This window comes from Aeromonas enteropelogenes (genome assembly GCF_020097295.1).
Lineage (GTDB): Bacteria > Pseudomonadota > Gammaproteobacteria > Enterobacterales > Aeromonadaceae > Aeromonas > Aeromonas enteropelogenes.
In genome coordinates, this window is record NZ_CP083625.1 from 927,293 (window position 1) to 940,173 (window position 12,881).

7 protein-coding genes are annotated in these 12,881 nt (G+C 60.9%); 2 read left to right on the top strand and 5 right to left on the bottom strand.

The genetic code is table 11. The features are described from left to right. Positions 1-86: 86 nt before the first annotated feature. The 4 genes from LA321_RS04290 to LA321_RS04305 form a co-directional block, all read right to left on the bottom strand. On the bottom strand, positions 87-1,664 hold the full coding sequence (locus tag LA321_RS04290; protein WP_082043391.1) for an EAL domain-containing protein: 1,578 nt from the start codon (positions 1,662-1,664) through the stop codon (positions 87-89). Between the two features lie 129 nt (positions 1,665-1,793). Next, the gene (locus LA321_RS04295; protein WP_042070790.1) at positions 1,794-3,386 is read right to left on the bottom strand and encodes an EAL domain-containing protein; all 1,593 of its coding nucleotides are present in this window, start codon (positions 3,384-3,386) and stop codon (positions 1,794-1,796) included. Between the two features lie 269 nt (positions 3,387-3,655). After that, positions 3,656-6,253 (bottom strand): bifunctional aconitate hydratase 2/2-methylisocitrate dehydratase, encoded by a 2,598-nt coding sequence (gene acnB / locus LA321_RS04300; protein ID WP_042071003.1) that lies wholly within the window; start codon positions 6,251-6,253, stop codon positions 3,656-3,658. A 229-nt stretch (positions 6,254-6,482) separates the two neighbouring features. After that, positions 6,483-8,738, bottom strand: coding sequence for a patatin-like phospholipase family protein (locus tag LA321_RS04305; RefSeq protein ID WP_042070792.1), 2,256 nt, complete (start codon positions 8,736-8,738; stop codon positions 6,483-6,485). Positions 8,739-8,986: 248 nt separating this feature from the next. On the opposite strand from LA321_RS04305, the gene LA321_RS04310 reads away from it, so the two are divergent. Beyond that, positions 8,987-10,897: a methyl-accepting chemotaxis protein gene (locus tag LA321_RS04310; RefSeq protein ID WP_042070794.1), complete on the top strand. Its 1,911-nt coding sequence runs from the start codon at positions 8,987-8,989 to the stop codon at positions 10,895-10,897. 134 nt (positions 10,898-11,031) lie between these two features. Beyond that, positions 11,032-11,214, top strand: a complete 183-nt coding sequence (locus tag LA321_RS04315) for a hypothetical protein (protein WP_026456693.1) — start codon at positions 11,032-11,034, stop codon at positions 11,212-11,214. Positions 11,215-11,342: 128 nt separating this feature from the next. Here the strand turns inward: LA321_RS04315 and lpdA are convergent, their stop codons facing one another. Further along, positions 11,343-12,770, bottom strand: a complete 1,428-nt coding sequence (gene lpdA, locus LA321_RS04320) for a dihydrolipoyl dehydrogenase (RefSeq protein WP_042025101.1) — start codon at positions 12,768-12,770, stop codon at positions 11,343-11,345. Positions 12,771-12,881 lie beyond the last annotated feature (111 nt).

Below are 12,881 nucleotides of genomic sequence, written 5' to 3' on the forward strand. Positions count from 1 at the left end.
GTTTTGCGACCCACTGGCACGCTGATAAAAAAATCCGGCCCCTTTACGGGGCCGGATTTTTATTTGGGCGCGGATTGCCGATGCCCTCAACAAGCGACGGCCGGTACCGACCGGGGATTAGCGGCGTTCTGGTTCAGCTCCGCCCTGAACTGTCCAAGGGGGATCGGCCGGCCAAACAGGTATCCCTGCTGATAGGTCACCCCTTTGGTCTTGAGATATTGCGCCTGTGCCGGGTGTTCTACCCCCTCGGCCACCAGGGAGAGACCGAGGCGGGAACCCAGGTCGATCACGTTGTCGACTATGTGCTCGGAGAGGGACTCGGTCCCGATCCGGCTGATAAAGGACTTGTCGATCTTGAGGTAGTCCACCTGGAACTGCTGCAGATAACGCAGGCTGGAGTGACCGGTGCCGAAGTCATCGATGGCCAGCCTGACCCCCAGCTCGTTGAGCTGCCTGAACAGCGACAGGGTCTGGGGATCGGCCACCAGCAGCTCCCGCTCGGTCAGCTCCAGCACCAGCACCACCTGGCCCGGCGCGAAATGAGCGAGGAAGCGGCGACACTCGGCGAGCAACCCGGCCTCGCGGCAATGGGCCGCACTGATGTTGAAGCTGATGTGAAATCCGTGGGGCACCTGCTGGCGCTCCATGCCCAGCTCCCGGGCCACCTCTTCCATGATCAGGGTTGTCATCGGCACTATGAGGCCACTCGCCTCCGCCTGGGGAATGAAGAGATCGGGGCGGATCAGCCCGGCCGTCGGATGTTGCCAGCGCATCAGTACCTCGGCCCCCATCACCCGCTCGCCATCCGACGCCACCAGGGGTTGCAGGTAGGGCACGAACTCCTTGTTGCGCAGGGCGCGTTCCAGCTCGCTGACGGGTGAGCGGGGCCGTCCCAGCAACCACCAGATCAGCAGAGCAAAAGTCAGGGAGATGCCCGCCAGCAGCAGGGCTCCCCACCGCTTCTCCTGCCACAGGGAGAGCCAGAGCGAGGAGATTTCGTGTCCCGCATAGATGGAGAGCGGATAGCGGGCGGAAGGGGTCTCGTGACTGGCCAGAGTGGGCAGAGCTACCTCCTTGTCGCTCAGCACTCCCTCGTCATCCAGCCACTGGCTCCCCACGTGAAGGAGCAACTTGCAGGGGCGGCCGCTGATCACCAGCATGAAGCGCAGGTAGTCGCCATCTATAGTGCTGACCGCCGCCCCCTGCTCCTTGTTGTCCCGCAGGATCAGCAAGGGGTGATCGGCACGCACCTGGCTCCCCGACACCAGGCGCAGGCGCCCGTCGATGTAATTTTCCTGCCGATCGGGCCAGCGGATGGGACCAAACAGGGAGTTGCAGTAGGCCTCCTCCTCCCCCGCCAGATTGATGGTGCGCACGAATGGCACCAGCGCTACCTGTTGGCGCAGGGCAAACAGGGCCCGTTCGCACGACTTGCCGAGGAAGGGCAGGATCGCCTGATTGGCTTCTTCCGCATGGGACAACATGGTTTCCATCAGGGAGACCGCCTGTTTGGCGGACTCCTCGGACTGGCGTTCCAGGGTCTGTATATGGCTGTTGTACAACATCCAGAGACCCAGGGAGAAAGGCAGTCCGAACAGCAGCAGGGTACAACCAAGGCGTAGCCAGGGACGAGAGAAATCCAGGTTGGGCAACGTCATCGACATAAGGGCACCATACAGCGAACATGGCGACCCAACATAACAGGCGATGCTGAACTCAGGCCTAACGCGAACAAAGTTTGACCAGAATGGAGCCGAAACAGCCAGCCCGCTCACCACCCTGGCCAGAGCCCTTTAACTGGCGTTCACGCTGCGCTTTTCCCGTGCAGGAACAGGCGAGCTGGCGGGGATATCCCCTGACTGCAGCTCTTCGCAAAATTGCGGCAACGGCATGGGGTGGGAGTAGAGAAATCCCTGCAGAAACTGGACCCCCTTGCTCCTGAGATAGGCGGCCTGCGGCTCTGTCTCGACCCCTTCCGCCACCAGGGCGAGACCAAGACGGCTCGCCAGATCGATCACGTTGTCGACTATGTGCTGGGAGAGGGATTCTGTGCCGATCCTGCGGATAAATGACTGATCTATCTTGAGATAATCCACATGGAACTGCTGTAGGTAACGCAGGCTGGAGTGGCCTGTGCCAAAATCGTCGATCGCCAGCCTGACCCCCATCTGATCCAGCTGCTGGAACAGGGAGAGCGTCTGGTTATCCGCCACCAGCAGCTCCCGCTCGGTCAGCTCCAGCACCATCACCACCTTGCCGGGGGCAAAGTGATCGAGAAAAGTGCGGCATTCGCTGAGCAGGGAAAAGTCGTGGCAGTGGGCCGCACTGATATTGAAACTGATATGAAAACCATCCGGCAGCTGCGCCTGTATCCGCCCCAACTGGTTCGCCACGCTTCTCATCATCTGGCTGGTCATGGGCACGATAAGGCCGGATTCCTCCGCCTGGGGAATGAAGAGATCGGGCCTGATCACTCCCTCGGTGGCATGATGCCAGCGCATCAGCACCTCCCCTCCCATCATGCTGCCGTCGTCACTGGCCACCTGCAGTTGCAGATAGGGGACGAATTCCCTGGCACGCAGGGCCCGTTTCAGCTCGTCATTGGGGGAACCCGGGCGGCCCAGCACCCACCACACCAGCCAGGCAAGCAACAAGGCGCTGGCAGCCAGTGACAACAACGCCAGCTGACGCGCCTCCCAGAGTGACTGCCAGTAGTGGGGAATGCTGTAGCCTGCGTAGATGGCAAAGGGGTAGCGGTCGGAGGAGAGCCTGAGGCTGGTACTGCGCTCCAGCCTGGGGGCATGGTCCAGATAGCGGCCAGACTCGTCGATGCTGGCCGAGCCCACCTGCAGAAACAGGACGTCGGGCTTGTCTCCAAGGGAGAGCATGAAACTGAGCAATGAGCTGTCGACGGCGCTGAGCGCGGCATCCCTGCCCTGTTCGGTGCGCACCACCAGTAGGGGGTGGTTCTGCCTTACCTTGTTGCCGCGCATCAGCAGCAACTTGCGATCGAGATAACGGGAGCCATCATCGACTTCGCTGACAGCCCCGAACAACGAGGTACAGCTGATCACTCCATCATTGACCAGGTTGACCGAGCGCAGGAAGGGCTCCACAGCTACTTTCTTGCGCAAGATCAGCAAATTACGTTCACAGGGGGTCGCTACAAACGGCAGCACTTCCCGGTTGACCTGTTCCGCACGATCCAGCACCTCTTCCATCAAGGTAATGGCCTTGTGTGCCGAAGCTCGGGAATCGGCTTTAAGATCATACAGATAGTTGCTGTGAACGATCCAGCCACCGACCAGCAGAGGGAGGGAGAACGCCAGCAGTGTGCTGCCGATGCGCAATCTGGTACGGGAGAGATCCAACCGGAAAAGAAACATAAAAAACCACGCCACAAGCTGTCAGGCCTGCCCAGGCAGACGCTGCACTAGACCAAGAGTCGGGTTACACAGGTAACGATGACACATCGCTACCGCTCATAACCGAATAACATAACGCAAAGCGTTTATAAAACGAACCGATGAAACTGTGACCAGATCACACTTGTACCAGCCGCTCCCGCAGCAAGAGGCCCCCATAGAAACGAATAATGCCGCGTCGGGACGCGGCATTATGGTTTATTTCCGATACGGACTCCGGCGAAGAGCGGTTATACCGCCTGCTGCAGGATCACCGCATCGGCCTTCTTGGTGTAGGAGGCGATCTCGTTGAAGTTGAGGTAGCGATAGGTATCGGCCGCGGTAGCGTCCAGCGCCTTGGCATACTGCAGGTACTCTTCTACGGTCGGGATCTTGCCGAGGATGGCGGCAACCGCAGCCAGTTCGGCAGAAGCCAGATAGACGTTGGCCCCCTTGCCCAGACGGTTCGGGAAGTTACGGGTGGAGGTGGAGACCACGGAGGCTCCTTCCGCTACCCGCGCCTGGTTGCCCATGCAGAGGGAACAGCCGGGGATCTCGATGCGGGCACCGACCCGACCGAAGATGCCGTAGTAGCCCTCTTCGGTCAGCTGATCCTTGTCCATCTTGGTCGGCGGGGCGATCCACATGCGGGTCGGCAGCTCGCCCTGGTACTTCTCGAGCAGTTTGCCGGCGGCACGGAAGTGGCCGATGTTGGTCATGCAGGAGCCGATGAACACCTCGTCGATCTGGTCGCCAGCCACGCTGCTCAGCAGGCGGGCGTCGTCCGGATCGTTCGGTGCGCACAGGATGGGCTCCTTGATGGTGGCCAGATCGATCTCGATGATTTCGGCGTACTCGGCATCCTTGTCCGCTTCCATCAGGGTCGGGTTGGCCAGCCACTCTTCCATCCCCTTGATACGGCGGGTGATGGTGCGCACGTCGCCGTAGCCTTCGGAGAGCATCCACTTCAGCATCACGATGTTGGACTTCAGATACTCGATGATCGGCTCTTTATCCAGCTTGATGGTGCAACCGGCGGCGGAGCGCTCGGCGCTGGCGTCCGCCAGCTCGAACGCCTGCTCCACCTTGAGGGTCGGCAGACCTTCGATCTCGAGGATGCGGCCGGAGAAGATGTTCTTCTTGCCCGCTTTCTCGACCGTCAGCAGCCCCTTCTGGATGGCGGCATAAGGAATGGCGTGGACCAGGTCACGCAAGGTGATGCCCGGCTGCAGCTCGCCCTTGAAGCGCACCAGCACGGATTCCGGCATGTCCAGCGGCATCACGCCGGTGGCGGCGGCGAAGGCTACCAGACCGGAGCCCGCCGGGAAGGAGATCCCGATGGGGAAACGGGTGTGGGAGTCACCACCGGTACCCACGGTATCCGGCAGCAGCATACGGTTCAGCCAGGAGTGGATGACGCCGTCACCCGGACGCAGAGAGACACCGCCGCGGTTCATGATGAAGTCCGGCAGGGTGTGGTGGGTCTGCACGTCGATGGGCTTGGGATAAGCAGCGGTATGGCAGAAGGACTGCATGGTCAGGTCGGCGGAGAAGCCGAGGCAGGCCAGATCCTTCAACTCGTCGCGGGTCATCGGGCCCGTGGTGTCCTGGGAGCCGACGGTAGTCATCTTGGGTTCGCAGTAGGTACCCGGACGAATGCCCTGCACGCCGCACGCCTTGCCCACCATCTTCTGGGCCAAGGTGAAGCCCTTGCCGGTGTCGGCGACAGGTTGCGGACGACGGAACACGGTGGAGAACGGCAGACCCAGCGCTTCGCGGGCCTTGTCGGTCAGGCCGCGACCGATGATCAGCGGAATTCGGCCACCGGCGCGCACTTCGTCGATCAGCACGTCGGTTTTCAGTTCAAACTGGGCCAGCACTTCTTCGGTGCCGTGCTTGCAGATCTTGCCCTGGTACGGGTAGATGTCGATGACATCGCCCATCGCAAGCGCAGAGACGTCTACCTCGATGGGCAGGGCGCCGGCATCTTCCATGGTGTTGAAGAAGATGGGGGCAATCTTGCCGCCGAGGCAAACACCGCCGGCACGCTTGTTCGGCACGAACGAGATATCGTCGCCCATGAACCAGAGCACAGAGTTGGTGGCGGATTTGCGTGAAGAGCCGGTACCGACCACGTCACCCACATAGGCGAGCGGGAAACCTTTCTCTTTCAGCGCATCAATGGTCTTGACGGGGCCGACCACACCGTCTTTGTCCGGGGTAATGCCGGGACGGGCGTTTTTCAGCATGGCCAGGGCATGCAACGGAATGTCCGGGCGGGACCAGGCGTCCGGCGCCGGCGACAGGTCGTCGGTGTTGGTCTCGCCGGTCACCTTGAAGACGGTGACGGTGATCTTACCGGCCAGCTCGGGACGGGAGAGGAACCACTCGGCATCGGCCCAGGATTGCATCACCTGCTTGGCGTGGGCGTTGCCCGCCTTGGCCTTCTCTTCCACGTCGTGGAAGGAGTCGAACATCAGCAGGGTGTGGGAGAGGCCCTTGGCAGCAAGAGGGGCCAGCGTCGCGTCATCCAGCAGGTCGATCAGCGGCTGGATGTTGTAACCCCCCTGCATGGTACCGAGCAGATCGACGGCTTGCGCGGCAGTCAGGATGGGGGAATGGGCCTCGCCCTTGGCGACGGCGGTGAGGAAACCGGCCTTCACGTAAGCCGCTTCATCAACGCCAGGGGGAATTCGGGAGGACAACAGCTCTTTCAGAAAGTCTTCTTCGCCGGCGGGCGGATTCTTGAGCAACTCGACCAGGGCGGCGACTTGCTCAGCATCCAGAGGTTTGGCAACTATGCCCTCGGCAGCACGTTCTGCGACGTGTTTACGGTAAGTTTCAAGCACGACTAATTCCTCTTTGGTCTTTTTTTGGGGTTCGCCCACGCTCGCGGCGATCGTCCTTGCGGGACACCCTGTAGGGTGCTCCCCACTATATAAGTTTTAACGACTAATTAAAATCCAAACGCTGTTTACTTATTCACCGCAAACTCATAACCAATTAATCAGTCTCTGTTTTTTTGGAAATTTAAAAATCCGCCACAACCAGACTTAACAAATCAGCATCATTTTCGCATTATTCGAACGTACTGCCCAATTGCAGATAGAAGACATCATTGCCCCCCTCCGCCATGCCATAGCCGAGGAAGACGGGGCCGAGGAAGCTCTCCACCCCCACATAGACGGAGCCCGCGGTGAAGGAGCTCCCCATACCGATGTCCTTGCCCTTGTTCCAGACCCCGCCCTGCTCCAGGGAGCCCCCCAGGTAGAGCGGCATCCTGAATGCGCCGAAGTCGTTGTCGGCCACCCGATAGATGTAGCGCAGCCCGCCAAACAGGCTGTAGCGGCCGCTCAGCTGGTAACGCTGGAAGCCGGAGAGGCGGAATAGGCCACCCAGATCCTGGATGTGCAGGGGGACCGCCTCCTCGCTGCCGGAGCCCCCCCCTTCCAGTATCAGGTTGAGGCTGTGGCGATCCCAGGACCAGGGTTTGATCATGGAAAGGTGGTAGTTCCACCCCTCGCTGCGATCATTCAGATCCTCCGGCCCCTCGAAGTTGACGTGAGAGTGGCCCAGCTTGATGTCCCATTTGACCCCTTCATAGGGGAAATAGAGGCTGTCGAGGTTATCGTGCTCGAAACGCACATAAGGGCCCCAAGCCGTCGCATCCACGCTGTAATTCCTGAAGTTTTGCAGATCCACCTTGCCGGTCTGTCCCTCCAGGCCCATGGAGAGGCGGCTCCAGGGTTGGCGGTTCCAGCCGATGGCCAGATCCGCGCTGAAGAAGGAGTAGTCGGTATCGAGGTAGTTCAGGTCGATCTCGTCCGGCACCGGATTGAACAGGCGTCGGTCGGTCTGGTCATAGGCCAGGCTGGCCTCACCATAGAAGGTCTGGGAGGGCTCCAGCGGCGTATAAAAATCGGTCTTGATGTGCTTGGCCGTGCCGAGCGACGCCTCGGTCAGCCACTCGGCCCCCCAGTCGTTGACGTTGGTCAGGGTGTAGGACATGCCGACGTTGTAGTTGGAGGTATTCTCGAAGTCATCGGTGAAGCCGAACTGGAAGTTGAGGTAACCCGGGCCCCAGTTCTTCTCGCTGGCATTCACCACCAGCACGTTCTCCCCGTCCCGCTCCTCCACCTCGTAGGTGATGCGATCGAACGACTCCAGGGCATAGAGGCGGCGGACCCCCGCTTCCAGGCTCTCGTTGGTCTGGATCTTGTCGGGCCGCACCTTCAGCATGGCCCGCACCGTCTCGTCGGAGAGGCGCGACTTGTTGAGGATCTCCACCTTGTCGATGAAGTAGGCGGGCTGGCCGCTGCGCTCGGCGCGCCGGCTCAGCTTGAGATTGCGGTAGTCGTTATACTCGGCCTTGCTCAGGGAAAGGCGTTCAAGCTGCGCCGATGCCTTGCCGGCCGTCGCCTCCCCTATCTTGATCCCCTCCGGCATGCGGCTGAAATCGGCGATCCCCATGTCGCCGAACTCGGGCACGAGCAGTATGTCCCCGGGCCCCAGCAACGCCTTCTGCTTCTCCGTGCCCACCTGGGTCATGTAGGTGGTGAGCTGATCGATCATGGCAAGCCCTGACTTGAGGGATTCCTTGGTGCGCAGCTTGGCGCCGATATCCACCGCGATCACCACGTCGGCCCCCATCGCCTTGGCCACATCCACCGGCATGTTGTTGACGCTTCCCCCGTCCGCCAGGATATGCCCCTCCCACTCCACCGGCTTGAGCGCGCCGGGAATCGACATGGAGGCCTGCATCGCCTTGGCAAGGCTGCCATGATCCAGCACGAAGGGCGTCACCGTCTCCATGTCGGTCGCCATGGCGCGATAAGGGATGGGCAGATCGTCGAAGCTTTTTTGCACCGGCAGGTTGAAGGTGGCATGGCGTAGCAGGCTGGCCATGGACTGCCCCTGGAAGAAACCGTCCGGCAGCTGAGTGGTATCGCCGTTGACCCCGATATCGGTGCGCAGCTGGTACTGCTCGCTCTGCTGCTTCTTGCGCAGGGAGAGCTCGTTGCGGCCGACCTTGTCCTGATAGCCCTTGTTCCAGTCGATGGCGAGGGTGGTGCGCTCCACCTCCTCGGCGCTGAGCCCCATGGCGTACATCCCCGCCACATAGGAGCCCATGCTGGTACCCACTATGATGTCGACCGGGATCCGCTTCTCCTCCAGCACCTTGAGGATGCCGATATGGGCTGAGCCCTTAGCCCCGCCCCCACTCAGTACCAAAGCGACCTTGGGGCGGCTCCCTTCGCTTGCCTGCACCAGCAGGGGACAGAGAGCCAGGATCAGCAGAAACAAACGGGTCCATCCCGCACGGAAGCAGCGCATCATATTTTCCATATCATTCAAGGGGGATTACTCACCAGGATTGGCCCCTACTATAAGGGCCGCTCCGATGATCGCAAACTGCATCCGCGTGGCAGGTGGTCACCAGCACGCATCCTTGGTGCCATACGGGATTCGCCTCCTGTGAGCGCAAACGTAATCTGCGAATAAAGGTGTCCCTTGACTCAAGGGCATGGCCCCCTGGCCGCTAATATCAACTCATCCCGTGTTCCTCCACCCGAGTCACTCTTATGCTTGCAAGCCTGACACTCAAACAGAAAATCCTGGCCACCATCACTCTGGCCGTCGTGCTCTCCTGCCTGCTGGTGGGTTACTTCAGCCAGCGTTCGGCCCAGCAGCTGATCGAGAAGCGGATGTTCGAGCAGGAGCTACCCAACCTGACCCAGCGGATCAGCAAGGAGATCGAACAGGATCTCAAGGGGATCGCCCAGGCGGCACGGCAGCTGGCCACCGATCGCTTCATCCTCGACTGGGTGGACAGGGGGATGCCCAAAGAGCAGGAACCCATCCTGATCAACCAGCTCAAGGACGTGGCCAGCCAGTATGGTCTGGTGACCGCCTCCTTCGCCGATCGCCAGAGCGCGGCCTACTACAACCAGGACGGCTTCCTGCGCAACCTGACACCAACCCAGGATGCCTGGTTCTACGACTACACCAAGAGCCAGAAGGAGATGACTCTCAGCATCTTTCGCGAAAGCAACGGCGAGATGAAGCTGTTCGTCAACTTCCAGCAACTCGATGGCCGCGGCCTGGCCGGATTTGCCAAATCCCTTGATGCCATGGTCGCCATGGTCTCCAGCTTCCGGCTTGAGCAAAGCGGCATCGTCTTCATGGTCGATGGCAGCGGCAAGGTGAAGCTGCACCCCAACGCCAGTCATATCGATCGCGATACCCTGGGCGCGCTGGTCAGCGGTGACAGTGCCAGCCTGCTCGCCAAGCGTCCCTTCGCCGTCATCAACGCCGAGGTGGACGGCCAACCCATGGTGCTGGCCAGCAGCTATATCCCCATGCTGGACTGGTATCTGGTCACCCAGGTGCCCCAGGCCGAGATCTATGCCGGACTGGCCCATACCCGCAACGAGATCCTGATGATCTCTCTCGTCATCGCGCTGGCCATGGGCGCCATGGGCATGCTGCTGGCGGGCTCGGTGAGCCGACCGCTCAACGACCTGGCCGGGTTGTTCAAGGAGCTTGGCAGCGGCGATGGCGATCTGACCCGCCGCCTCAAGGTGGAAGGGCGTGACGAGCTGGCCCAGGTGGCCAGCGGTTTCAACAACTTCGTGGCCAAGATCCACGCCTCCATCGAGCAGGTGGCCGACAACTCCCGCCAACTGGCCGCTACCGCCAACGAGGTAGCCGGCAAGGCGCAACTGACCCAGCACAACTGCACCGCCCAGCGCGACCGCACCGTGCAGGTGGCCACCGCCATCCACGAGATGGGGGCAACGGTGAGCGAGATCGCCGGCAATGCGTCGCAGGCGGCAGACGTGGCGAAACAGGCCAACGATCAGGCGGATGCGGGGGCCCAGGTGGTCGCCCAGGCCCGCCACGGCATCGTCGATCTCTCCGGCGAGATCGAGCAGGTGGCTGGCGTCATTGAATCCCTGGCCAGCCAGACCGACTCCATCGGCAGCATCCTCGACACCATCCGCAGCATCTCGGAGCAGACCAACCTGCTGGCCCTCAACGCCGCCATCGAGGCGGCCCGGGCCGGGGAACAGGGCCGTGGCTTCGCCGTGGTGGCCGACGAGGTGCGCAACCTCGCCAGCCGCTCCGCCGCCTCCACCGCGGAGATCCAGGAGATGATCAACCGGCTGCAGGAGCAGAGTGCCCGTGCGGTCAGCGCCATGGCCCGGGGCCGCAACCAGAGTCTGGAAGTGGTGAACCAGGCAGATGAGGCCAACGGGGCGCTCGGCCAGATCACCGCCCACATCACCCAGATCAGCGACATGAACATTCAGGTGGCCACCGCCACCGAGGAGCAGTCCAGCGTGGTCGGCGAGATCAACCGCAACGTGGAAGATATCAACCAGCTCACCATGGAGACCGCCGACATCGCTCATCAGCTGACCGAATCGAGTCGCAGCCTGCAGCAGCTATCCGGCCAGCTCGATAAACTGGTCGGCAGCTTCCGCCTGTGATGAGCATTGCGAGATTATTCGGGGGCGCCCTGGCGCCCTTTTTCATGGTCGCGCCATACCATGACGCAGCCCCCTCGCCCTCTCTGCTCCAAAGGCCGGAAATGCCTCATAATCAGGGAAAAACAGGAGGCAGTATGAGCAAGCTGGTTGTCGTGATGTTGCTGGGGGGACTGCTCAGTGCCTGCAGCAGTGGACCGGTACGGGTACACAGTGCCGATGTGAGCGTCGATGACGCCCGCATCCGCATCAGTGATGGCAGCAGGGACGGTTACGGCACCTTCTGCCCTCCGGGCCAGGCGAAGAAGGGACGCTGCTAAAGGCAGTGACTTCCGACCAGGCCGCATGAGCTGCAACGGGAAGTGCAGCAACAGGCATCAATAAAAAGTGCAGCAACAAAAAAAGCCGCTCGATTGAGCGGCTTTCTTGTGCAACCAATTGAAGAAAATTACTTTTTCTTCTTGGCCTTGGCGTTCGGCAGGTCAGTGATGGAGCCTTCGAACACTTCGGCAGCCAGACCCACGGACTCGTGCAGAGTCGGGTGAGCGTGGATGGTCAGGGCGATATCTTCGGCGTCGGCCCCCATTTCGATGGCCAGACCGATTTCACCCAGCAGTTCACCACCATTGGTACCCACGATGGCACCACCGATGACGCGGCCGCTCTCCTTGTCGAAGATCAGCTTGGTCATGCCGTCGGAGCAGTCGGACGCGATGGCGCGACCGGAAGCAGCCCACGGGAAGGTGGCGACTTCGAAGTTCAGGCCCTGTTGCTTGGCTTCCTTCTCGGTCAGACCAACCCAAGCCATCTCCGGCTCGGTGTAGGCGATGGACGGGATCACTTTCGGGTCGAAGTAGTGCTTCTTGCCGGCGATGACTTCAGCGGCAACGTGACCTTCGTGAACACCCTTGTGGGCCAGCATCGGCTGACCGACGATGTCACCGATGGCGTGGATGTGAGCCACGTTGGTACGCAGCTGCTTGTCCACCTCGATGAAACCGCGCTCGTTGACGGCAACACCCGCCTTCTCGGCGTCCAGCATCTTGCCGTTCGGCACACGACCAACGGCAACCAGCACGTTGTCGTAGCGAACCGGCTCGGCCGGAGCGTGCTTGCCTTCGTAGGAGACGTACAGGCCGTCTTCGCGGGCTTCAACTGCAGTGACCTTGGTCTCCAGCATGATGTTGAATTTCTTGGCAACGCGCTTGGTGTAGATCTTGACGATGTCTTTGTCGGCTGCCGGTACCAGCTGATCGGCAAATTCCACCACATCGATCTCGGAGCCCAGGGAGGAGTACACGGTACCCATCTCCAGACCGATGATGCCGCCACCGATGACCAGCAGTTTGCCGGGAACGGTTTTCAGCTCCAGCGCGTCGGTAGAGTCCCATACACGGGGATCGTCATGGGGGATGAACGGCAGTTTCACCGGACGGGAACCGGCCGCGATGATGGCGTTGTCGAAGGTGATGGTGGTCTTGCCATCGGCGCCTTCCACCTCGAGGGTGTTCGGACCGGTGAACTTGCCAAAGCCATTCACAACCTGGACTTTACGCATCTTGGCCATGCCGGCCAGACCGCCGGTCAGCTGGGTGATGACCTTCTCTTTCCACAGACGCACCTTGTCGATGTCGGTCTGCGGGGCACCGAAGACGATGCCGTGCTCGGCCAGCGCCTTCGCTTCTTCAATGACTTTGGCGACGTGCAGCAGGGCCTTGGAGGGAATGCAACCCACGTTCAGGCAGACGCCACCCAGGGTGGAGTAACGCTCGACGATAATGGTATCCAGGCCCAGATCGGCGGCGCGGAAAGCAGCGGAATAACCGGCAGGGCCAGCACCCAGTACTACGACCTGGGTTTTGATTTCTTTACTCATCATGACCTCTTTGTCGTTCTTATATCCCCAGGACTGCGCACTCTTAAACCTTCTTTTTGTTGCAAAACAAGGCGGCTGCAGCCGTGAAAAAAACGGGGCAAGTTTACAATC

What these genes read in the sequence shown, in the direction of transcription:
- LA321_RS04290 (WP_082043391.1), bottom strand. Translation starts at nt 1,664, where the DNA reads ATGTCGATGACGTTGCCCAACCTGGATTTCTCTCGTCCCTGGCTACGC.
- LA321_RS04295 (WP_042070790.1), bottom strand. Translation starts at nt 3,386, where the DNA reads ATGTTTCTTTTCCGGTTGGATCTCTCCCGTACCAGATTGCGCATCGGC.
- LA321_RS04305 (WP_042070792.1), bottom strand. Translation starts at nt 8,738, where the DNA reads ATGCGCTGCTTCCGTGCGGGATGGACCCGTTTGTTTCTGCTGATCCTG.
- LA321_RS04310 (WP_042070794.1), top strand. Translation starts at nt 8,987, where the DNA reads ATGCTTGCAAGCCTGACACTCAAACAGAAAATCCTGGCCACCATCACT.
- LA321_RS04315 (WP_026456693.1), top strand. Translation starts at nt 11,032, where the DNA reads ATGAGCAAGCTGGTTGTCGTGATGTTGCTGGGGGGACTGCTCAGTGCC.
- lpdA (WP_042025101.1), bottom strand. Translation starts at nt 12,770, where the DNA reads ATGAGTAAAGAAATCAAAACCCAGGTCGTAGTACTGGGTGCTGGCCCT.